The organism is Nocardia seriolae NBRC 15557 (genome assembly GCF_007990715.1).
Taxonomy (GTDB): domain Bacteria; phylum Actinomycetota; class Actinomycetes; order Mycobacteriales; family Mycobacteriaceae; genus Nocardia; species Nocardia seriolae.
In genome coordinates, this window is the sequence record NZ_BJWY01000055.1 from 13,844 (window position 1) to 36,599 (window position 22,756).

Consider the following 22,756-nt stretch of genomic DNA (forward strand, 5'->3'; position numbering starts at 1 on the left):
TTCGGCGTGAGCGGGGCCCTACGTGGTTACGCAGGCTGCCGCCTCCGGGCCCTGACGCTCGCGCCGCTGGGCGTCAGACGCGCTCGATGATGGTGGCGACACCCATGCCGCCGCCGATGCACAGGGTCAGCAGGGCGTAGCGGCCGTTGCGGCGCTCCAGCTCGTCGACCATGGTGCCGAGGATCATGGCGCCGGTGGCGCCCAGCGGGTGGCCCATGGCGATGGCGCCGCCGTTGACGTTCAGCTTCTCGTCCGGGATCTGCAGGTCCTTCTGGAACTTCAGCACGACGGAGGCGAAGGCCTCGTTGATCTCGTAGAGGTCGATGTCCTCCGGCTTCAGGCCGGCCTGCGCCAGGGCCTTGTGCGCGGCCGGGGTCGGACCGGTCAGCATGATGGTGGCGTCCGCGCCGGAGGTGGCGGCGGCGACGATGCGGGCGCGCGGCTTCAGGCCCGAGGCCTGGCCGGCGGCCTCGTTGCCGACCAGCACCAGGGCGGCGCCGTCGACGATGCCGGAGGAGTTACCGCCGGTGTGAATGTGGTTGATCTTCTCGACGTAGGTGTAGCGCTGCATGGCGACGGCGTCGAAACCGCCCATCTCGCCGATGCCCTCGAAGGCCGGCTTCAGCTTGCCCAGGTCGGCGGCGGTGGTGCCGCGGCGCATGTGCTCGTCGTTGTCCAGCACGGTCAGGCCGTTGATGTCCTTGACCGGGACGACCGAGCGGGAGAAGTAGCCGTTGTCCCAGGACTCGGCGGAGAGCTCCTGCGAGCGGACGGCGTAGGCGTCCACGTCGTCACGGGTGAAGCCCTCGATGGTGGCGATCAGGTCGGCCGAGATGCCCTGCGGGACGATGTAGGCGTCGTAGCTGGTCTTCGGGTCCATGAACATGGCACCGCCGTCGGAGCCCATCGGGACACGCGACATGGACTCGACGCCACCGGCGATGACCAGGTCGTCGAAGCCCGCGCGAATGCGCGCACCCGCGAGGTTCACGGCCTCGAGGCCCGAGGAGCAGAAACGGTTCAGCTGCACGCCGCCGACGGTGTCGGGCAGGCCCGCGGTCAGCACGGTGGTGCGGGCGATGTCCGCGCCCTGGTCACCGACCGGCGAGACGCAGCCAAGGATGATGTCCGAGATGCGATCCTCGTCCAGGTTCGGGAACCGGTTCCGCAGCTCCTCGACCAGACCGGTGGTCAGATCGATCGGCTTGACCGAGTGCAGCGCCCCGCCACGGTTCTTGCCGCGCGGGGTGCGGATGGCCTCGTAAATGTAGGCCTCTGTGGTCATATCGGAGTTTTCCTCTCTTGGGTGCGCCGTCACCGCGTTGTGCGGAGCGGCCGCGGGTAACCTCGCCGACCGGCCTTACGGTCCGATCGCCTAGACGCTGTACAAACAGCGTCCCGAGCAGGCTTGTTGACGCTCCAGTAGCCCGTACGCCTGGGCATACCCTAGAACCTCGCGAAACCGATACTCACGGCCACCCGATCATAGTACCGAACTATGCGAACTCCGGTTAACTTAATCTGCCCCGCAGGCGAACTGTCAACCCTCGAGAGGTGTGGCCCCCAACTCCGACCGCAAAAGCGCTAGGGCCACCTCATCCGGGTCGCGGCGCTCCTCCGGAGGCACCGGCTTGGCCGACTCCTCCAGCATCTCCCGCTCCTCCTCCGGCGTAGTAGCAGGTGGGACGCCGTCATAACCTACCGGCGAGTAGTCCCCCGGCCCCGGATCATCCGGAAGGTCCGGCCCGTCAGGCAGCGGAATATCGTCCTCCGGCGGCGCGAACCGCGCGGCACCGGAGTCGAACGGATCCCCGCCCGCCGGACCCGAATCCGCAGGCGGCGTCGCGGGCTGCGCGGGCGCCGCCGGCGCCGCGGGTGCGGGACTCCCCCACCCGCTCGGCGCGGGTTCGGCCACCGGGGCCGCCGCCGCGGCCTTGGCCTGACTCGGCCGCGAGAACTTCTGCGCCGCCTTCTTCGGCGCGGCAGGCGCGGGCGCGGCAGCGGCGGGCCCCCGACCGGCAGCCACCTGCACCGCACCACCCGACCCGGCCCCGCCGACCTCCCACTTCACCCCGTGCTCACGCCCCAGCACGGCCTTGACCGCCGACTGCACCGCCTCCAGGTACTGCGGCTGCGACAACCGCTGCGCCAGCGGCGCGTGCTGATGCGCGAAGACAATCGTCTCCCCTTCGACCCGAGCCACACTCGCCCCGGACAACAGCGCATGCACCGCCGCCCCGAACTCCCGCACCTTGGCCCGAATATCCGCCCACGCCGCCTCGATCTCCGCCAGCACGGCATCGCCCCCGGCGGCGGGGACCTCGACCGCAGCGACCGCGGGCTCGGCGGCGACGGGAGCGGCAGGCTCGGCGGCGACGGGAGCCACAGGCTCGGCGGCAACTGGATTCGGGTGGGAAACCGGCTGCACCGCAGCGGGTTCGAGCGACACTGGGGCGGACGGCTCCGATGCCGCGACAGGGGCGGAAACCTGCGGTGCCGCCTGTTCCACCGACGCCTCGGGCGATACCGGCTCGCGGTCCGCTGCCGTGGCACCGGCCGAAAGCTGTTGCGCGGCTGCCCGTTCCGCCGGATGCGCGGCGCTGACCTGGCGTACCGCGGCGGGAGCGGCGAGCCCCTGCGGCGATTCGATCATATCGGGCGCAGTAGCGGCTTCCGGCGCGGCGACCATCGGGGCAGCGGCCGGTTCGGCGCTCGGCTGGGCCACGAGCGCTGAGGCTTCCGCCGCAGGCGCTGAGGTTTCCGCAGCCGGAGCAGTTTCCACAGTCGGAGCGCCTGCGGTGGGACCGAGTTCCGGCGGCCGGACCGTGGTGTTACCCGATGCGGCTGAAGCCGCGGGAGCCGCGACATCGCTGGACGCCGCGGCCGATTCCGTTGCGGGCGGCACAGATTCGGTCGGTCGCACCGGAGGCTGCGAGGCGGAATTCGCTGCAGCCGACGCGGGCGGCACCTGAGTTACCGGCGCGGGCGCCTGATTTGCCGGTGTCGGTGCCTCAGTTACCGGGGCAGGTGCCTGAGCGACCTGCGCGGATGCCGTTTCGGCAACGGGAGACACTGGTGCGCCGGACTTTTCGGCGCGCATGGCGGCCAGAGCCGCAGCACCGCGACGGCCCTGAGGTGCGGCGGCGGCCGCGGAGGCGGCCGGGGTCGCGGGGGCCTGCTGCGGAGCGACCTGGGCATGCTGCTGGGCGGGTGCGGCCTGCCGCGGGGCGGAGGTGATTGTGCCGCCGGCGATTCCGCGTTCGAGTTGTTCGAGGCGTTGGAGGGTGGCGGTTTCGGCGGTGGAGGCTGCCGGGAGGAGCATGCGGGCGGCGATCACCTCGAGGAGGAGGCGGGGGTTTGTCGCGCCGCGCATGTCGCCGAGGCCCTCGTGCAGGAGTTCCGCGTGGCGGGCCAGGGTGGCGGGACCGAGGCGCTCGGCCTGGGCGTGCATGCGGTCGATGACGTCGCCGGGGCCGGTGACCAGGTTGCGGTCGGTGGCGTCGGGGACGGCGCGCAGCAGGATGAGGTCGCGGAGGCGTTCGAGGAGGTCGGTGGCGAAGCGGCGGGGGTCGTGGCCCGCCTCGACCACGTGGTCGATGGTGCTGAAGAGGGCCGCGCCGTCGGAGTCGGCGAGGGCGTCGATGGCGTCGTCGATGAGGGCGACGTCGGTGACGCCGAGCAGGGAGACCGCGCGGGGGTAGGTGACGCCCTCGGGGCCCGCGCCCGCCAGCAGCTGGTCGAGGACGCTGAGGCTGTCGCGCGGGGAACCGCCGCCCGCGCGAATCACCAAGGGGTACACCGACTCCTCGACCTGCACGTTCTCCTGATCGCAGATCTTGCCGAGCAGGCCGCGCATGGTGGCGGGCGGCAGCAGCCGGAAGGGGTAGTGGTGGGTGCGCGAGCGGATGGTGGGCAGCACCTTGTCCGGCTCGGTGGTGGCGAAGACGAAGATCAGGTGGGCGGGCGGCTCCTCGACAATCTTGAGCAGCGCGTTGAAGCCCGCGGTGGTGACCATGTGCGCCTCGTCGACGATGAAGACGCGGTAGCGGGACTCGGCCGGTGCGTAGAAGGCGCGGTCGCGCAGTTCGCGGGTGTCGTCCACACCGCCGTGGCTGGCGGCGTCGAGCTCGATGACATCGAGGTTGCCGGAACCGCCCGGGCCCAGCGCCACGCAGGACGAGCAGACCCCGCACGGCTTGGCGGTCGGGCCCTGCACACAGTTCAGCGAGCGCGCGAGAATGCGCGCGGACGAGGTCTTGCCGCATCCGCGCGGACCCGAGAACAGGTACGCATGACTGATCCGCCCGGTGTCGAGCGCGATACTCAGGGGATCGGTGACGTGCTCCTGACCCACCACTTCAGCGAACGTTGCCGGTCGGTACTTCCGGTACAGAGCCACGGGGGAAGGTTACCGGCCCCCACTGACACGCAGTGATTCGCTGTCGAGCCATCCGTATTGTGACGTAACTCACATGCAATCCGAGGCTCGGTAGATACCGACCGGACTGGACTCGAAACCCTGCCTGATCTTTTCAGCTAATTCTTAGCGTATTTTTAGAGAGGAATTGCCGAATGCGCCTCACCTGCAACATCACCAGATACAGACTTGCGTTCTGTTTCAACTCCACAGAGCGGACATAACGATCCGGCCAATCGATGCAGCAAGATCGCAATCGTTTAGCTACCGTGGACATCGGCAACTTCGGTAGCCAAACCTTCATCAGGTTGGTTGCCCCGGCCGGTCCCTCATCCCGACCGGGGCACAACCAAATCTCCCGGAGGAAATGCCCAAGTGCCGTCGCATGACCTCATCGCCACCGCCTGGCTCTCCAGTACCGAATTCGCCGGCGACAACGCCGCTGCCGGTCTGCTCAGCCGCGCCATCAGCCCGCACGATTACGACATCAAGCGCGATTCCCTACCGGTATCCGCCGCCGCCGATCCGGCCACCGCGGGCGCGATCCTGGAATTGCTGCAGCGCGGTCAGGTCCCGACCTTGGCCGCCATTCGCACCCTCATCGTGCAGAACGACATGCGAGCCGAGGCCGAGCGCATCGAGCGGCTGGGCCGCCGGGCGCAGCGCAGCATCGACGACTTCGGGCGGGCGCTGGCCAAGCTCACCGACGAATACTGGCTCGCGCACGGCACCGGACCCACGCGCCGCGACATTCTGCTCACCGAACCGATCATCGCGCTGATCCGCGACCGGGTGGGCGAGATTCCGCCGACCGCCATCAAGCATCTGTGGCTGATCGAGCGGGCCCAGCGCGCGGGCTGGATCGCCTACGACGCCACGCCCCGATCCCTGTGCGCCGGAAGGCGTTTCCATGCCGCGCGGTACGGAAACCGGGTGTCACTGCGGCCGGTGAACACCATCGGCACGCTGGTCGCGGCCTATCTGCGCGACCAGGTCGCCGAGCACGGACGGCCGCCGCGCTGGTCGGTGCTGGCCTACGAATTGCGCGACGACCGGGGTCGGCGCGTGTTCAACGACACAGCCGACGCCCGGGCCCAGCAGCAGTGGCTGGTGACCGCCGAGTGGATGGCGCTCGAGGACGGCAATCCGGTGCCCGGCCCGCGCGGATTGCGCGCCCTGGCCAAAAAGGTCAAGGAACGCCGCAGCTAGACGTGTTACGGGCAGGTGTCCGAACTCGAATATTTGTAACAGCGGCTTAACGTGAGGATTCGGTAACTTCCACGAAACGCGATCGCGCGTGGAAGGAGTTACCGAATGCCGACACCCCACCTCGACCCGGCGGCTACCGCCTGGCTGTTGGCCGCCACGGCGCTGGTGCTGTTGATGACCCCCGGGCTGGCGATCTTCTACGGCGGCATGGTGCGCTCCAGCGGTGTGCTCAACATGCTGATGATGAGCTTCATCTCGATTCCGCTGGTGACCGTGGCGTGGCTGCTGGGTGGATACAGCGCGGCGTTCGGAGATGACGCGGGCGGCGGAATCATCGGCGACCCGGGACATTTCGGGCTCGCCGGGATCGATCCGAACACACTGCACGTGGTCGATCAGAACAGCGGGGCCGCGGTGCCGGAGCTGTTGTTCGTCACCTTCCAGCTCACCTTCGCGATTCTGACCGTGGCCCTGATCAGCGGCGCGATCGCCGACCGCGCCAAGTTCTCGGCGTGGATGATCTTCGTGCCGGTGTGGGCGCTGATCGTGTACGCGCCGATCGCGCACTGGGTGTGGACGCCGGACGGCTGGCTCACCAAGCTGGGCGCGCTGGACTACGCGGGCGGCCTGGTGGTCGAGATCGCCTCGGGCGCTTCGGCGCTGGCCATGGCGCTGGTGCTGGGTCCGCGCGTGGGCTTCAAGACCGATGCCATGCGGCCGCACAATCTGCCCTTCGTGCTGCTGGGCGCGGGCCTGCTGTGGTTCGGCTGGTTCGGCTTCAATGCCGGTTCGGCCCTGGCCGCCAACGGCATTGCCGCGGCGGTGTTCCTGAAAACGCTGGTGGCGGGCTGCCTGGGCATGCTGGGCTGGCTGGTGGTCGAGGCGCGGCGCGACGGCAAGCCGACCACCTTCGGCGCGGCCTCGGGCGCGGTGGCCGGACTGGTGGCCATCACGCCGTCCTGCGGGTCGGTGACCACGATCGGCGCGGTGGTCGTGGGTCTGGTCGCGGGCGTGGTGTGTTCGTTCGCGGTGAGCTGGAAGTTCAAGGGCAACTACGACGATTCGCTCGACGTGGTGGGCGTGCACTTCATGGGCGGCATCATGGGCACGCTGCTGATCGGCCTGCTGGCCTCCGCGGTGATGACCGGCGGCGCCAAGGGCCTGTTCTACGGCGGCGGGCTGGGCCAGCTGGGCAAGCAGGCCGTCGGTGTGATCACGGTGGCGGCCTTCGCCTTCGGGGTGACCTACCTGCTGGGCAAGGTGCTGGACAAGACCATCGGTTTCCGGATCACCAAGGAGGACGAGGTCGGCGGTATCGACTTCGCACTGCACGCGGAGACCGCCTACGCCGAGGGCGTGCACGGGCACGCACCGCACCGGGCGGGCAAGCCGTTCGACCACTGAGCGGTTCCCCGAATGTCACGAGCCCCGTCGCGAAAGCGGCGGGGCTCGAGTTCCTTCCGGGTCAGTTCACCTTGCTCGCGGAAACGCTGAAGGTGTTGCACTGCATGGCGCGGTCCTTGTCGTAGCCGATCTCGACCCAGCCGCCCATGTTCTGCGCGGTGCCGTGATCGCGCATATCGCCGGGCGCGTCGCCGCGGTGGTAGGCGTCATTGCGGGCCACGCCGATCTGGGCGGTGGTGAGCGAGCCGCCGTTGTTCGAGGACGACAGGTACATGCCGTCGAAGCACTGGGCCTGAAGTTCGGTGCGGCGCGACAGTTCCAGGCCGAGATCGCTGCGCGCGCCCGCGTCCCGGCGCTGGTTGTGCACCTTGCCGAGAATGCCCGCCTGAGCCTGGACGTGGTGGCCGTATTCGTGGGCGAAGACCGACAGGTAGACCACCCAGTTGTTGCCGAACAGATCGGTCTGCAACTGGCTGATCGGCATATAGATGGTCGTATCGGCCGAGCAGTAGAAGGCCGCGAAGTTATTGCTGCTGCCCGTGCACAGGGTGGTGATGCCCTTGGTGTCGGCCGAGACCTTCAGCTTCGGTTCCTCGAACGGCAGATTCATCTTGTCGAACAGCGGTTTCCACGCCGAGTGCAGGCAGTCGGCGGCGGTTTCGAAGAATTTCCGCGCCACGTCGACCTGGGTACCCCATTGCGTATAGGCGCATTTGGCGGGCAGCAGGGTGTAATCGGCATTGGTGAGCAAGGGATTGTTCGCGGTCTCCTGCACGCCGCGATTCTCGCTGCCGGAATCACCGGAGTAAGTCGTCTTGACGTTCGAGCCCGCGGTGACCGTATGCAGCCCGGTCGTGATGGCCGAGCGCAACAGTACGGCGGCGACCACCAACACCAGGATCGTCAGCAGGGCCCCGACGCGGCCGCGGCGCGGCGGCGCGGGACGGACCATCGGAATGGCGCCGGTCGGCGGCGCGACCGCGGGCGGCGGCATCGGCGCGCGATAGCCGGGTGCGGCCTGGCCGTAACCGGACGGCGGCGGAAAGCCTTGCTGCGGTGGATAACCCGGTCGGGGTGCGGCACCGGGCTGTGGATAACCGGGGCGGGGCATACCGGGCTGCTGTGGATAACCGGGCTGCTGTGGATAACCGGGTCGCTGCGGTGGATACCCCGGCGGGTTTCCCTGCGGGCGCTGCGGCGGCACCGCCGGAAAGCCCTGCGGCGACGCCGGGAACTGCGGATTGCCTTGCGGCGGGTAGGGATTGCCCGGCGGCTGATGGGGATTGCCTTGCGGCGGCTGGTTTCCGCGCGGGCCCCGACCCGGGGGCGTCGATCCGTGATCGGACGGTGGGCGAGTCATCCCCCGCACCCCCTCGTTCCTCAGAGATAACCTGCCGGCTCCATAGACCTGCGACTTGCCGCTGAGGAAGGATAGCAAGCTGGCTAGAGTAGCCAGTCATGCAGATTTTTCGGGGGGCCGCTCTCGTCGCGCTGCTGCTCGCGATGGCGGGTGTGGCGGCGCCGGCCGCGCGGGCGCAGTCGGCCGGTGTGGATATCACCGCCGATGTGAATCTGGGCGATGACGGACTGCTGCGGGTCACCGAGACCGTGAAAGTGCCCGAGGGCGGCGAGTTTCGGCAGATCGTGCCGCTGCGGGTGCGGGTGGGCTCGGGGGTGCAGCGCAATTTCGAGGTCACCGAGGTGTCCGCCGACGGGGACGGCGAGGCGAAGGTGGCCGACGACCGGTTCAGCATTACGGCGCGGCCCGGTTCGGCGACCTTCAAGTACACAGTGCACAACACCGTCACCGATGCCACCGGCGCGCAGGTGTTCCAGTACACCGGGGTGCTGAACACCGATGTGGCGTCGATCAATGTGACGGTGTCGAGCCCGAGCTTCCGCATGGGCGTCACCAAGTGCACCATCGGCCCGCCGGGAAATCCCCAGGACTGCACCGATATTCGCGTCGAGCCGGACGGTTTCGCGCATCTGGAGAAGACGGATCTGCACAAGGGCGACATCCTGGATGTGACGCTGCAGCTGCCGCCGCACACAGTCAAGGCCAATGCCGATGTCCGCGATGACAACGCACCCGGCGTGTTCTCGCTGACCGCCCCGGTGTTCGCCGCCTTCGCGGCGCTGCTGGCGGCGCTGGCCGCGGCGGCCGGTTACGTGGTGTGGTCGCGGCGTTCGGGTCCGGCCGGGACCGAGGTGCTGGATCCGCTGGTGCGCACCGGTGATCGCGTCGAGTTCACCTCCCCGGACGGCATGCTGCCGAGCACGGCCGGGCTGTTGCTCGACGGCCACGCCGACGTGCCGGACATGGCGGCCACGGTGGTGGATCTGGCGGTGCGCAACTATCTCGGGGGGAGTGCGGCCGGCGAATCGGATTGGCGCTTCGCCCGGTTGAATCCGCCCGACGGCCAGTTGACCGCCTACGAGCGCACCGTCTACACGGCCCTGATCCCGGAGGGCGCGGATTCGGCGCTGCTGTCCGAGCGCCGGGGCCGGATCGATGCGCGGGCCGTGCGCACCGCGCTGATCGACGACGCGGTGGCGGCCGGGGTATTCGTCGACCGGACCCGCCGCGGTATCGAATTCTGGCTCGGGGCGGGCCTGATCGCGCTCGGTGTGATCGCGACCGTGGCGCTGGCGCTGGGCCCGCAGCGACACGCGCTGGTCGGGGTCGCCATTGCCCTGGGCGGGGTGGCGGCGGTACTGCTGCCCCGCTATCTGCCCGCCCGCACGGCGCTGGGCCGGGAGCTGACCGGGCAGGTGCGGGCCATGCAGCGCGGCCTGGACGCGATTGCGCCGCAGCGGGTTCCGGCCGCGGATCAGGAGCTGGTGTTCTCCCGGGCGCTGCCGTTCCTGGTGGCCGCGCGCCGGGGTGACCAGTGGGTGCGCACTTTCCGCGAACTGGATCCGACCGCGGACGGCAGTCCGGGCCTGTACTGGTTCGGCGGCTTCGAGGACGATCGCCGGTTACACCGATTCGGTGCGCACTTCCCGTATTTCATCACCGCCGTCGAGGGTCTGTTCCGACCCGCCGACCAGCGCTGAAAAGCGGGGACCGACCGATACACCGACCGATGTACGGGACGCGGAGGTCCGATATTGTCGCGTCGTGAGCAATCTCTCAGCAATAGAGCGGGCCACGCCAACATTCCCAGCGGTCCCATGATCGATCGCCATCTGACACTGAACGCCCAGAATCTCAGCTATCCAACAGCTATCCGCAATACCGATGCCGGATTCGGGCGGGCGGTCCGAGTGCGGACCACCGCGCTGCGCCAGGAGTTCCTGACGCAGCATCCGCAGGCGGTGCTGGCCGACGTGGCCTGGTGTTCGCGGGCCATCGCCGGTTATCTCAGCCTGGACGATCCGCACGGCGATTCCGCTCCGCTGCGGCAGGCGGCGGCGGATGCGGCCGCGGCGCAGACGGCCCGGCTGCGCTCGGTCGCGCGGCCCGCCGGGCAGGAGCCGATCGAGGTGACGCTCGACGGCACGGCGTGGGTGGTGCCCGCCGGGGGCGGTGCGGTCGTGCCGCCGACGGTGGCGGATCTGCTGAACGGATTGTGGCCCGCGCTCGTCACCCGCGACCGGGAACAGCTGGCCCTCCTGCTGGGCGCGCCCGGCGCTCCGGGCTACCCACTGGCGGCGACCGCCCGCACCGGGCACCCGGCCGAAGCCTGCCTGTACCTGTGGGCCGATGCCTGGCAACGGGTGTGGACCGGCGACCCGGCGGCGGAGACGGTCATCGTGGACGGCATCGAGGCCGCGGTCGACGCCCAATCCCTCGCCGCCGACGACTACGCGCTGACCATCGCCTACTCCGCGCTGTGTCTGCTGGACGCCGTATTGCGCGGCGAGGCAGCCGAATTCGAGACCGCACTGGTGGAGGGACTGGAGTTCCATCGGCGATTCTGGGACACTCCGCAGCGGTGGCTGGATCCGGAGGGCTTCATCGCCTGGCCGCTGCTCGCGGTCACCTGCCTGGCCGTGGATCGGGGCCTGCGCCCGAGCCTCACCCCCGCGTATCTGCCCCCGGGATTGCTGTACGGCTTCCATTCGGCGCGATCGCAATGATACTTTGATCCCATGTCTGCCAGTCGCCCACTCTCCGCGCCGCGGGTCACCTATGTGACCGTCGCGCTGGGCGTTCGGCTGCCGCGGCAACGGGAACTGTGTTGTCCCCGCCGTTCCGCAGCCGAGTTCTGAGCCCGATCCGTCAGGGGCCACCGCCCCGTTGTATCCGGGTTCCTCGCTGCACAGCTGATACCTCCGTGTAGGCATTCGTCCCCCTGTCGACAGGTGGGACCGCAGCAAGGATTCCAAAAGTGTCCAGCCCCACACTCGAACGTCCCCACAGTTCCGGCTCCGTCGCCGCCCGGCTGGCTCCGGCCCGCCCGGCCGTGCCGCCGGAGCTCCGCATCACCGACAATCCGGCGGCCGCGGTCCTGCGCGCCGCCACCCGCGGCCCGATCTTCCGCGATATCGCGGCGCAGGCCACGGGTCTGAGCATCGCGACCGTGAATCGCCAAGTGTCCGCGCTGCTTTCGGCCGGACTGCTGCGCGAGCGCGCCGACCTGACCGCGTCCGGCGCGGTGGGCCGCCCGCGCGTGCCGTTCGAGGTCGACACCGACTCGTACGTGACGCTGGGCGTGCACATCGGCTTCACCGTCACCCGCATCGTGGCCGCGGACCTGTCCGGCCGCATTCTCGGCGGGCTCGAGATCGCCACGCCCCAAACGACTCAGGACGCGGCGCTGACCATCGTGGCCCGCAGCGCCAAAGCGTTCCTGGACCGGCTGCCGCGGCGGCGGCCGCTGTGGACCGGCGTGGCGCTGGCCGGGCGGGTGGATCCGGCCGCGGGCGTGGTGGATCATCCGCGCCTGGGCTGGCAGGCCGCGCCGGTGGCGGCGGTCTTCAGCAGTGTGCTGGATCTGCCGGTCTCGGTGTCGACGCACGTCGAGGCGATGGCCGCGGCCGAGTTGCTGCTCACCCGGGAGCCGGGCGAGGAGGCGCGGCCGGGCAGCAGCCTGTTCGTGTACGCGCGCGAAACCGCCGGTGTGGCAGTGACTTTGCACGATCGGGTGCACACCCCCGCGAACGGCCCGGGTTCGATCGCGCACCTGCCGACCGGCTCGGACGCGGATTGCACCTGCGGCCGGCGCGGCTGCTTCGAGGCCGCGGTCGGAGAGCGCGCCCTGCTGGAGCGCGCGGTGCGCAAGGGCGTGCTGCCCAAGCCGGAGGCCCCGCGCCGCCCGGCCGTGACCGATCTGTACCGGGCCGCCGACTCCGGTAATGCCGCAGCCCGGGACCTGCTCCTCGAGCGGGCCGAAATCCTCGGGCGCACAGCGGCTCTGGTGCGAGACATGTTCAATCCGGACCGCGTGGTCCTGGGCGGTCAGGCCTTCACCGGCTGGCGGCCGGGGATGGAGCGGGTGGCCAAGGCGTTCGCGGAGTCGACCACGCTGCCCGCGGCCGACCTGCGGATCAGCCGATTCGGCGGCCGGGTGCAGGAATTCGCGGCGGCGGTGACCTCGATCAGCGTGTTCTACGCCGATCCGCTCTCGGCCATGCGCCGCGCCACCCGTACCACTCGCTGACGCGTCGAACGACGAAATCCCCGCCTGGTGTGTCCCGGCGGGGATTCTCTTGTGGCGCAGTGGTTCTCGCGTCGAAGAGGGCCGGGCCGGATAGTCCACGATCCGGCCCGGCCCCGGGTTCCGCCGCACGCGAGGCCCATTGCGTGCCGCGGGGTCCCGCCACCCGCCCCGGAGTCCCCTTCCGGGCGGGCGGCGGGGTCTCAGGCGGCGCGCACCTGCGGGGTCAGCCCCCACTCGCGAGCCAGCAGCCGGTGCGAGTTCAACCGGTCGGCGTGGTCGAAAGCGACACTGGTGATGAGGATTTCGTCCGCGCCGGTCAGCCTGCGCAGGGCGTGCAGGCGTTCGGTGACGGTGGCCGGGGAGCCGACGAACTGGGTGGTGACCCGGTCGTCGACGAGGCGGCGCTGCTGATCGGTCAGCGGCGGCGCGGTGGCGGGGTCGAGATATTCGGCGGCGCCCGCCCCGCTGCGAATGCTGTAGACCCAGTGGCCGTAGCTGGACGCCAGATGCTGTGCGGTGGCATCGTCCTCGGCCACCACCACGTCGGCGGAGACCACCAGATACGGCCGCGGGAATCGGGCCGACGGCCGGAACGCCGCCCGGTATGCCTCCACGGTTTCGACGATGGTGCCCGGGGAGACGTGGTAGTTGGCCGCGAAGGGCAGGCCCAATCGCCCTGCCAGCCGGGCGCTTTCGCCGCCGCTGCTGCCGAACAGCCAGAGCTGGATGTCGGCGTGCTCCCCCGGGACCGCGTGCAGCTCGACGCCCTCGGGGCTGACGTAGGTGCCGTCCAGCAGCGCGCCGATGTCCTCGACCTGGTCGGTGTAGGGCAGCGGCTGCGCGCCCGGCAGGTGCAGCGCCCCCAATCCCGCCTTCACCCTGGAGAAGTCGAGCAGCTGACCCGGGAAGAAGGGCGGCGGGATGATCACGCCGTCGCGCACCTCGGTGGGACGTTCGGGCGCGGGCACCGGCGGGACGCCCGCGGAACGCACCTGTTCCACTCGGTGCCCCGAGCGGCCCAGACCCAGATCCAGGCGACCCGGATAGAGGGCGTCGATGGTGCCGAACGCCTCCACCACCGAGACTGAGGTGTGGTGGCCCAGCTGCACGGCGGCGGAGCCGACCCGGATGGATTCGGTTGCCGCCGCGAGCAATCCGATGAGCGTGTTCGGCGCGGAGCTGGCGACCCGCACGAAGTGGTGCTCGGCGACCCAGAAGCGGTGGTAGCCGAGCCGTTCCGCGTGCCGGGCCAGGTCGACGCTGTTGCGCACCGCCTGCCCCGGCGTCGAGCCGGTGCTGATCGGGGCCAGGTCCAGGACCGAGAGTGGGATGGTGGGGGTGGGGTGCGGCATCAGGCTGTCCTTTCGAGTGGAACAGGCGCGCCGGGCGCGGTGGCCCGGGGTACGGCGGCGAGCAGCTCGCGGGTGTATTCGCTGCGTGGACTGCCGAAAAGTGCTGCGGTATCCGCTGTTTCGACAAGGTGTCCGTGGCGCATGACCGCCACCCGGTCGGCCAGGCGACGGACCACGGCCAGGTCGTGGGAGATGAACAGGTAGGCGAGATCCAGCTCGGCCTGCAGGCGTTCGAGCAGGTCGAGGATCTGCGCCTGCACCGACACGTCCAGGGCCGACACCGGTTCGTCGAGGACGAGCAGGTCGGGGCGCAGGGCCAGCGCGCGGGCGATGGCGACGCGCTGACGCTGTCCGCCGGAGAGTTCGGCGGGACGACGGTCCAGGTAGCCGCCCGGCAGCGCTACCTGTTCCAGCAGCTCGGCGACGGTGGCGCGGCGCGAACTCCGGTCACCGATTCCGAACGCCTGCAAGGGCTCCGCCACGATCTTGCCGACGGTCAGCTTGGGATTCAATGAGACATACGGGTTCTGGTACACGACCTGGATGCGGCGGCGCAGGGCGCGCAGCTGCGCTCCCCGCAGCGCGGTGATGTCCCGGCCGTCGAAGGTGACGGTGCCCGCGTCCGGTTCGGTCAGCCGGGCGATGATGCGGGCGGTGGTCGACTTGCCCGAGCCGGATTCGCCGACGACCGCGAGGGTTTCACCGCGATCGATCTCCAAGGAGACTTCGTCCACCGCGCTCAGCGTGAAATCCCGGGTGATGCGGAAGGATTTGCGCAGCCCCGTCGCCGAGAGCAGCAGTGCCGGGTGCTCGCGGCGCGGACGTTCGGCCCGGCCCGAGCGGGGGGCGGCCGCGATGAGGCGCTTGGTGTACTCGTGCCGTGGATTGCCGAGCACCTCGGCGGCCGTGCCGGTTTCGACGATCCGGCCCTCCCGCATGACCGCGATCCGGTCGGCGCGCTCGGCGGCCACGGCCAGATCGTGGGTGATGAGCAACACCGCCGTGCCGGACTCGGCGGTGCGCTGCGCCAGGTGGTCGAGAATCCGGCGCTGCACGGTGACGTCCAGCGCGCTGGTCGGCTCGTCGGCGATCACCAGTTCCGGGCCGCAGGCCAGGGCGATGCCGATCAGCACGCGCTGACGCTGTCCCCCGGACAGGTCCTGTGGATACTGCCGGGCCCGCAGTTCGGGGCGATCCAATCCGGCCTGCTCCAGGATTCGGACGGCTTCGATTGCGGCGGTGCGTCGATCGGCGCGCCCGTGGATCCGCAGCACCTCCCCCACCTGCGCGCCGATACGCAGCACCGGGTTCAGCGAGGTGCCCGGATCCTGGGGCACCAGGCCGATGCGCGCACCGCGGATCCGCCGCAAAGCCTGCGGCGCGGCCCCGTCGATGCGATCCCCCGCGAAGGTGATCTCACCCCCGGTGACGGTGCCCCCATCGAGCAGCCCGATCACCGCGTGCGCGAGAGTCGACTTCCCCGAGCCGGATTCGCCCACCAGTGCGACCGTCTCACCGCGCCGCACCTCGAGTGACGCGCCGCGCACGGCGACCGTGGTCCCGGTGCCGCCCCGGTACTCGACCTGTAGCCCCTCGATACGCAACAATGCCGCCGCGTCCTCCCACGGCATGGTTCGCTGGCTTCCACAGGTACTCATAGGGATTCTTCCTTCTGCAAGGCCCGCGCGACACGCTGGGTGGACAGCACCAGCACCACGATCACCACGCCCGGCAGCGTGGTCAGCCACCAGGCCGTGGCCAGGAATCCGCGGCCGTCGGAGACCAGCGATCCCCATTCCGGGGTCGGCGGCACCGCGCCGTAGCCGAGGAAGCCGAGCGTGGCCACGAACAACACCGCGACCCCGAAATCGACCGCGGCCAGCGCCGCCACCGGTAGATGCGCGTTGCGCAACACGTGCCGGAACAGCACCCTGTGCCACCGCACGCCCGCGGCGAAGGCCGCCTCCACGTACGGTGCCCGCCGCACCCGCAGCACCTCGCCGCGCATCACCCGGGCGAATCGCGCGATGAGCGAAACGCCCACGGCGATGGACACATTGCGGGTGCCCAGCCCCAGCACGGTAATCATGGCCAGGGCCACCAGCAGATCCGGAATGGACAGCAGCACGTCGACCACCCGCATGATCGCGGTATCCAGCGCGCCCCCGGCCCCGCCCGCCACCAACCCCAGCAGCGAGCCGACGGCCGATCCGAGCAGCACCGCGAAGACGGTGGCGCTCACCGAGAGCCCGGTCCCGTGCACCACCCGCGTGTACAGGTCCCTACCGAGATTGTCGGTGCCGAACCAGTGCTCCGTGCTCGGAGCACGCAGCTTCTGTGCGGGTATGCCGCGCAGCGGATCGCCGCTCGCGAACACCGACGGCGCGACCGCCCAGGCCAGCACGAGCAGCACCACGGTCCCCCCGGCGACGAGTCCGAGCCTGCGGCGCAACCACACCGCCGCCCGTCGCACCGGAATCGACCGGCGCTCCCGACCGCCCGGCAGCGGTTCGGGCGCCGGACCGGTTCGCGGCCGCTCGATCGCGGTCTCCAAAAACTCAGTCATCGGTCCACATTTCGCCCGCGGTGGGCCGCGCCGTGTCGTCGACCATCAAGGCCGTGTCGTCGACGACCCAGTAGGCGATGCCCGGGTCGAGCAGCGGGTGGGTCAGCGTGACGACCCGCAATCGGGAGCGGGGGCCGGAGGATACGCGCAGGCGTGCGCGCCAGCTCCGGAGCAGGTGGGCACGCAAGTCAGACATGAGCGCTTTCCTTCCTCGAATACCGCTGTGCCACTCGGGGATCCAGGAGTGGATAGGACAGATCGATGAGCAGGTTGACGGTGACGAAGACCAGCGCCGCGAACACCACGATGCCCTGCACCACCGGAATGTCCTGGTGCAGCACCGATTCCTGGGTCAGGCGACCCAGTCCCGGCCGGGAGAACACCGTCTCGGTGACCACCGATCCGGCCAGCACCTGCCCGACCCAGAGCCCGGCCACCGTGAGCGCGGGCGTCGCCGCCGGGCGCAGCACGTGACGCAGCTGCACCCACCAGCGCGACGCGCCTTTGGCGAAGGCGACCTCCACGAACGGCTGCCGCCAGGTGGCGACCAGACTGGTGTGGAGCACCTGGGCGATCACCGCTCCGACCGGCAGGGCCAGGGTGACGGCGGGCAGCACGGTACCCGCGAATCCGGTCCCGCCGAAGGCCGGGACCAGCCGCAGCCGGAACGAGAACAGTTGCAGCAGCAGCAATCCCACCCAGAACGCGGGCATGGACGCCCCGATCGGCGGCAGCGCGGTGAGCAGGCCGCGCAGCCACGGCCGCGAGGTGTAGGCGGCGGCCAGGGCGAGCCCGGTGCCGCCGATGACGGCCGGCAGCAGGCCGGACACGGCCAGGGCGAGCGTCGAGGGCAGGGCGTCGGCCAGGGCGCCGGTGACGGTCTGGCCGCTGAAGATGGAGTGGCCCTTGGCGCGGCGCTGGGCGGCGACGGGCGCGAGCGCCACATTCTCCCGGACCGTCAGGTGCGGAAAGAGATTGAAGTTCTGGAACACGAATCCGATCCGGGCGCGCTGTCGCAGGATCTCGCGCTCGTGCAGCTCGTAGAGCTTGTCACCCTTGCGGCGATAGCCGACGAGTTCTCCGCCCACCCGGACGGTGCCGCCGTCCACCTGCTCGAGGTGGTTGATGGTGCGCAGCAGCGTCGACTTGCCCGATCCCGACGGGCCCAGAATGACGGTGACTTCGCCGGGCCGCACCGTCAGATCGATCCCGGACAGCACCTCGTTCTTGCCGAAAGACTTTCGGATGCCGCGCAATTCGATCGCGAAGTCGCTCATCGGTTCCCCTTCGCGCTGTGCCCTTTGGAGAAATGCCGCTCGATATAGAACTGGATGATGCTCAGCAGGATGTACCAGACCGTCGCCACCATGAGCAGCGGCACCACCCAGCCATTGCGGCCGTAGATCACCTGCACCTGGTAGAACAGCTCGGCAATGGCCATGGTCGACACGATCGAGGTGCCCTTGAACAGGCTGATCACCTCGTTGGCGGCATTCGGCAGAATCCCGCGCATCGCCTGCGGGACGATAGTGGTGAAGAACTGCCGCCGCCACGGCAGGCCCAGCGACCGGGCCGCCTCCCACTGCCCCTGATCGACCGAAATGATCCCGGCCCGAACGATTTCCGCCGAATAGGCCGCCTGATGCAGCGCCAATCCGATGACGGCCGCGCTGCATCCGCTGATCACGCCATTGGTCTGGAAGTGCACGAACTCCGGTCCGAACGGAATACCCAGCGACAGCGTCTGGTACAGGTACGCCAGGTTGAACCAGAACAGCAACTGCACGATCAGCGGAATCGAGCGGAACGCCCAGATATAGGTCCACGAAATCGTCCGCAGCACCGGGCTGCTCGACAAGCGGGCCACCGCCAGCCAGATACCGATGAAGAAACCCAGCAGGGTGCCCCAGAACGTCAGTTCCAGAGTCACCCGCAGGGCCGACAACATCGACTTCGCGGTTATGTACTGCGCGAAAGTGCCCCAGTCCCAGCCCGGATTGGTGATCAGCCCGTGCGCGAACTGCGCCACCAGCACCAGCGCCACGGCGGCCGTCGCCCACCGCCACGGGTGCCGGGTGCGGACGATCGGCAGGTCGCCGTCATCGGGTCCGGCCGCCGCCACCGGCTGCTCGGATACCGCCAGGGTGCTCATGAATCCGACGATACGAATCCGGTCGCGCCCTGTCGCCGATCCCGATCACGCTGAATTCAATTGCCCCACAGCAGATTTCCCGTCGAACGCGCGGAAACCACTGCGATGGAACACCATCGGCTCGGACTCGGCCCGCACACTCACCCGATGCACCCGCAACAAGACCACCGCGTGGTCCCCCGCCGGCACCTGCTCGTGCACCGAGGTCTCCAGCCAGGCGGCCGCCCCGCCCACGAAGGCCGCGTTCTCATTCCCGGTGTGCAGCTCCACATTCCGGAACCTGTCCCCACGCCGCGAACCGATACTCCGCGCGGCGGGCTCCTGCTCGCTGCTGAGCAGGCTCAGCCCCAACCGGCCGGCCTGCTCCAACCTCGGCCAGGTCTGCGAGGTGTACTGAACACAGATCGACACCAGCGGCGGATCCAGCGATACCGGCACGAAGGTGCTGGCCACCAACCCGTACGGGGCTCCGCCGATGCGAGCGCACACCGCCACCACCCCGCTGGGAAAGTGCGCGAAGGTGCGCCGTAGGTCGGATCCGTCAACTGCGGCAAGCGCGGCAGCCGCGCCGTGAATCGAGGTCAGCTCGCCCATCGCCTCAGTGCAGCACCACAGCCCGGCCCGGCAACAGGATTGGGCTCACGCCGAATACAAAAGGCGAAACCCGCCCGGTCGTGATCGACCGGACGGGTTGTCCCGATGAGGTGATGCTGATTCCTCGAAGTCCCCTTGCTCCTACTTGGCCTGAACCTTCGGGCCGGTGATGGTGATGAAGTACTGCGCGGCAGCGGCGATCGCGACCGGAGCCGTGATGAACAGCTGGCCCGCGATGGTGCCGAGGAAGCCGACCGCGCCCGCACCGACGAGGCAGCCCGCACCGGCGGCGCCCAGCAGCGGCACGAACATGGCGAACAGGATGCCCGCCGAACCGATGGTGGCGAGGCTGGCCGCCACACCGCCGCCGATGATGCAGCCCAGCGCCGCACCACCGAGGCCACCGACCAGGGTGGCGATGGTGGCGCCCAGGCTGATCTCGTCCTTCATGCGGTTGAAGGCGGCCAGCTCACGGTCGTAGTCCGTCTTCCAGGGAGCCTGGTCCTCGTAGGGCAGCGCGACGTCCTTGGCGACCGGGGCGTAGGTCGCGTGCTCCATGTCGACCTGCGGGGTCAGGGTCGCGGTGCGGTCCTTGATCTCGGCGACGACCGGGAACTCGAAGTCGTCGATGCGCACCTTGAGCTCGGTACCGGCGACGGTGGTGCCGTCGGCAGCCTTGATCTTGAAGACGCCGTTGTCGTTCACCAGCGAACCGGCGTCGGTACGGATGACCGTGCCGGTCTCGGTGAGGCTGGCGGTGTAGTTGATCCCGTTATCGGCCGGGGCGGTCGGCGCGGCGTTGACGGTCCCGGCGGTAATGCCCAGCGAGGCGATCACCAGGGCCGAAGTCGCGGCGAATTTCTTGAGACGCATGTATTTGGAATTCCTCTTGAGATGAGCAGGTGCGCCCAGGGGATGGGGTCAGCCGTGTCCCGTCGGGCTCAGTGATCGAAACCGGCCACTACAAACGCAAAGTGGCACGCCGGTTCCCCATTGGTGAACTTTGCCCATCCGTTGCCAGTGCCACTATTTCGCGGGAGCGAAAGGCTGGTTGATGGTGGTGAAGTATTGCACCGCAGCGGCAATCGCGACCGGAGCCGTCACGAACAGCTGGCCCGCGATGGTGCCGAGGAAGCCGACCGCACCCGCGCCGATAACGCAGCCCGCGCCCGCCGCACCGAGCAGCGGCACGAAAAGGGCGGCCAGAATGCCCGCCGAACCGAGACCGACGAGCCCGGCGGCGGCACCCGCGCCGACGATGCAGCCGAGCGCCGCGCCACCCAGCCCGCCGGCCAGGGTGCCGATCGTCGCGCCCAGGCCGATGGTGTCGCGCAGCCGGTTCCAGGCCGCCTGCTCACGGTCGTACTGGGACTTCCATGGCGCCTGGCCCTCGTAGGGCAGAGCCACCGGCTTGTAGACCGCGTGCGCCTCATCGATGCGGGGAGTCAGAGTCGCGGTGCGGTCCTTGATCTCGGCCGCGATCGGGAACTCGAAATCATCCACCCGCAGCGTCAATTCGGAGCCCGCCACCACGGTGCCGTCCGGAGTCTTGATCTTGAAAACGCCGTTTTCGTTCACCAGCGAACCGGCGTCGGTACGAATCCTCGTGCCCGTATCGGTAACCTCGGCGGTGTAGTTGATACCGGTCTCGGATACGGCCGGAGCCGCGTTCACGGTGCCGGAGCTCACGCCGATCGCCACGATCGCCAAAGCCGCGATCCCGACGAATTTCCTCATCTTCATGCTGGTACTGCTTCCCACTGCCGCGAACTTGAACTGTCGGCGGCAAGCATCAAGCAACCCCGCGGATTTCTGGAGGGTAAAAACCAGCTTGATTCGATCGGGACAAAACAGGCAGGGGCTACTTCGCCTTGGCGGCGGCCTTCGCCTGTTTCTTGAATTCCCGTACCTGCGTGAGGGATTCGGCATCGGTGACGTCGGCGACCGAACGGCGGGAGCCGTCCTCGCCGTACGCGCCCGCCGCCTCGCGCCAGCCCTTCGCGTCCAAGCCGCGCTGTTTTCCCAAGAGCGCCAGGAAGATTCGGGCCTTCTGGTCGCCGAAGCCGGGGAGCTTTTTCAGGCGCTTCAGGACCTCTTTGCCGTCCGGATCGCCCTCGGTCCAGAGTCCGGCGGTATTGCCGTCGTAGTTCTCGACAATGTATCGAGCCAACTCCTGCACGCGGCGGCCCATGGATCGGCCGTAGCGGTGGATGGCGGGTGGGGTGGCGGCCAGCTCCTCGAATTCCTCGGGATCGGCGGCGGCGATCCGGTTGATATCGAAGCCGCCCATCCGGTCGGCGAGTTTCCAGGGGCCGCGGAATGCGTGCTCCATCGGAAACTGCTGATCCAGCATCATTCCGACCAACAGGGCGAAATCATCGTTCGAAAGCAGCTCGTCGGCATCGGATTCCTGCGCAATACACAGCGTGCGGCTCACCATGGATCGATCATCCCATTCATCTTGCGTTGCGGTGACGCGGGTCACGACTAGGCTCGGCCATATGCCCGACACCATGGCTAATTCTTCAGTACGAACCGCGTCGCAACCTGGCGCTGCCTCGCTGGAGCGCAGCGGAAGCGCATCGGACCCGGTCGGACTGCGACCGGACCGTTTCGACCGTGATGGACAAGATCAGCTCGTCGACGTCAACGATCTACAGGCGGCGCTGCCGGGTATCCGGCGCCTGCGGGCCTGGGCCCACGACGCCCTGGCGACCCGGCCCGGCGAGAGCGCCGTCGATGTCGGATCCGGCACCGGATCGGAGGTGCTGACCCTGGCCGAGCGGGTCGGACCCACCGGCACCGCGCTCGGCGTCGAACCCGATCCGGAGCTGCTCTTCGCCGCCGAACGCCGCGCCGCAGCCGCCGGTTCCACCGCCACCTTCATCAGCGGCGACGCCTACGGCCTGCCGGTCGGCAGCGAGAGCTTCGATGTGGCGCTGTGCGAGCGCGTCTTCGGACACCTCACCTCCCCCGCCCGGGCCGCCGGGGAGATCGCCCGCGTGCTGCGGCCGGGCGGTCGCGTGGTGGTCATGGACAGCGACTGGGGCACGGCCATCGTGCATCCCGGCGACCGCCACGTGGTGCACGAGGTGATCGAGACCATGATCGCGGGCACCACCAACCCGTTCGCGGGCCGCCGCCTGGCGGGACAGCTCACCGCGGCCGGACTGGTCGTCGACGACATCGCCTCGCACGCGCTCATCCAGGACGGTGGTGTCGGCGCGGGCGCGCTGGTGGCACGCGTCGCCGATCGAGCCGTCGCGCGCGGGTCCATCACCCAACGCCAGCGCGACCAGTTGCTCGCCGACCTGGAAGCCGGTGCGGCCAGCGGTGACATCCACCTGTCGGTGACCATCTTCGCGGTACTGGCGCACAAGCCGAACTGACGCGAAACCGGTATCGACGCGGAAACACAAGAGGCGCGCGCCCTTTCGAGGTGCGCGCCTCTCG

19 protein-coding genes are annotated in these 22,756 nt (G+C 69.3%); 6 read left to right on the forward strand and 13 right to left on the reverse strand.

Features of this window, described 5'->3' with window-relative positions:
• Positions 1–73 precede the first annotated feature (73 nt).
• Positions 74–1,285 (reverse strand): acetyl-CoA C-acetyltransferase, encoded by a 1,212-nt coding sequence (locus tag NS2_RS17990; protein WP_033088635.1) that lies wholly within the window; start codon positions 1,283–1,285, stop codon positions 74–76.
• Positions 1,286–1,540: 255 nt separating this feature from the next.
• Positions 1,541–4,399 (reverse strand): DNA polymerase III subunit gamma and tau, encoded by a 2,859-nt coding sequence (locus NS2_RS17995; protein ID WP_033088634.1) that lies wholly within the window; start codon positions 4,397–4,399, stop codon positions 1,541–1,543.
• 393 nt (positions 4,400–4,792) lie between these two features.
• On the opposite strand from NS2_RS17995, the gene NS2_RS18000 reads away from it, so the two are divergent.
• Together NS2_RS18000 and NS2_RS18005 are read left to right on the forward strand one after the other, a co-directional pair.
• A complete protein-coding gene (locus NS2_RS18000) occupies positions 4,793–5,626 on the forward strand; it encodes a hypothetical protein (protein WP_033088633.1) in 834 nt (277 codons plus the stop codon).
• A gap of 105 nt (positions 5,627–5,731) precedes the next feature.
• Positions 5,732–7,030: an ammonium transporter gene (locus NS2_RS18005; protein WP_033088632.1), complete on the forward strand. Its 1,299-nt coding sequence runs from the start codon at positions 5,732–5,734 to the stop codon at positions 7,028–7,030.
• 61 nt (positions 7,031–7,091) lie between these two features.
• Here NS2_RS18005 and NS2_RS18010 read toward each other — a convergent pair whose 3' ends face one another.
• Positions 7,092–8,141 (reverse strand): neutral zinc metallopeptidase, encoded by a 1,050-nt coding sequence (locus tag NS2_RS18010; RefSeq protein WP_261772291.1) that lies wholly within the window; start codon positions 8,139–8,141, stop codon positions 7,092–7,094.
• A gap of 347 nt (positions 8,142–8,488) precedes the next feature.
• Here NS2_RS18010 and NS2_RS18015 point away from each other — a divergent pair, with 347 nt between their 5' ends.
• The 3 genes from NS2_RS18015 (at position 8,489) to NS2_RS18025 (ending at position 12,639) form a co-directional block, all read left to right on the forward strand.
• Complete coding sequence (locus tag NS2_RS18015) at positions 8,489–10,090, forward strand: DUF2207 family protein (protein ID WP_033088630.1); 1,602 nt, start codon at positions 8,489–8,491, stop codon at positions 10,088–10,090.
• A 117-nt stretch (positions 10,091–10,207) separates the two neighbouring features.
• Positions 10,208–11,116 (forward strand): immunity 49 family protein, encoded by a 909-nt coding sequence (locus NS2_RS18020; protein WP_033088629.1) that lies wholly within the window; start codon positions 10,208–10,210, stop codon positions 11,114–11,116.
• A gap of 251 nt (positions 11,117–11,367) precedes the next feature.
• On the forward strand, positions 11,368–12,639 hold the full coding sequence (locus tag NS2_RS18025; protein WP_033088628.1) for an ROK family transcriptional regulator: 1,272 nt from the start codon (positions 11,368–11,370) through the stop codon (positions 12,637–12,639).
• A 200-nt stretch (positions 12,640–12,839) separates the two neighbouring features.
• On the opposite strand, the gene NS2_RS18030 is transcribed toward NS2_RS18025, so the two are convergent.
• The 10 genes from NS2_RS18030 to NS2_RS18075 form a co-directional block, all read right to left on the reverse strand.
• Positions 12,840–13,991 (reverse strand): LLM class flavin-dependent oxidoreductase, encoded by a 1,152-nt coding sequence (locus NS2_RS18030; protein WP_033088627.1) that lies wholly within the window; start codon positions 13,989–13,991, stop codon positions 12,840–12,842.
• On the reverse strand, positions 13,991–15,649 hold the full coding sequence (locus NS2_RS18035; RefSeq protein WP_228102585.1) for a dipeptide ABC transporter ATP-binding protein: 1,659 nt from the start codon (positions 15,647–15,649) through the stop codon (positions 13,991–13,993). Before NS2_RS18035 ends, NS2_RS18030 begins: the two co-directional genes overlap by 1 nt.
• Positions 15,646–16,557, reverse strand: coding sequence for an ABC transporter permease (locus NS2_RS18040; RefSeq protein WP_036550592.1), 912 nt, complete (start codon positions 16,555–16,557; stop codon positions 15,646–15,648). The genes NS2_RS18035 and NS2_RS18040 overlap by 4 nt, the downstream gene beginning before the upstream one ends.
• Positions 16,550–16,753 (reverse strand): hypothetical protein, encoded by a 204-nt coding sequence (locus NS2_RS18045; protein ID WP_143161507.1) that lies wholly within the window; start codon positions 16,751–16,753, stop codon positions 16,550–16,552. The genes NS2_RS18040 and NS2_RS18045 overlap by 8 nt, the downstream gene beginning before the upstream one ends.
• Complete coding sequence (locus NS2_RS18050) at positions 16,746–17,834, reverse strand: ABC transporter permease subunit (protein ID WP_081986012.1); 1,089 nt, start codon at positions 17,832–17,834, stop codon at positions 16,746–16,748. Before NS2_RS18050 ends, NS2_RS18045 begins: the two co-directional genes overlap by 8 nt.
• A complete protein-coding gene (locus tag NS2_RS18055; RefSeq protein WP_045438129.1) occupies positions 17,831–18,709 on the reverse strand; it encodes an amino acid ABC transporter permease in 879 nt (292 codons plus the stop codon). The genes NS2_RS18050 and NS2_RS18055 overlap by 4 nt, the downstream gene beginning before the upstream one ends.
• 45 nt (positions 18,710–18,754) lie before the next feature.
• Complete coding sequence (locus NS2_RS18060) at positions 18,755–19,303, reverse strand: flavin reductase family protein (protein ID WP_045438131.1); 549 nt, start codon at positions 19,301–19,303, stop codon at positions 18,755–18,757.
• A 141-nt stretch (positions 19,304–19,444) separates the two neighbouring features.
• Positions 19,445–20,176 (reverse strand): DUF8020 domain-containing protein, encoded by a 732-nt coding sequence (locus NS2_RS18065; protein WP_033088623.1) that lies wholly within the window; start codon positions 20,174–20,176, stop codon positions 19,445–19,447.
• Between the two features lie 153 nt (positions 20,177–20,329).
• The gene (locus tag NS2_RS18070) at positions 20,330–21,046 is read right to left on the reverse strand and encodes a DUF8020 domain-containing protein (RefSeq protein ID WP_033088622.1); all 717 of its coding nucleotides are present in this window, start codon (positions 21,044–21,046) and stop codon (positions 20,330–20,332) included.
• Positions 21,047–21,164: 118 nt separating this feature from the next.
• The gene (locus NS2_RS18075) at positions 21,165–21,743 is read right to left on the reverse strand and encodes an HhH-GPD-type base excision DNA repair protein (protein WP_096490350.1); all 579 of its coding nucleotides are present in this window, start codon (positions 21,741–21,743) and stop codon (positions 21,165–21,167) included.
• Between the two features lie 73 nt (positions 21,744–21,816).
• On the opposite strand from NS2_RS18075, the gene NS2_RS18080 reads away from it, so the two are divergent.
• Positions 21,817–22,692 (forward strand): methyltransferase domain-containing protein, encoded by an 876-nt coding sequence (locus tag NS2_RS18080; protein WP_081986015.1) that lies wholly within the window; start codon positions 21,817–21,819, stop codon positions 22,690–22,692.
• The last annotated feature ends 64 nt before the right edge of the window (positions 22,693–22,756 follow it).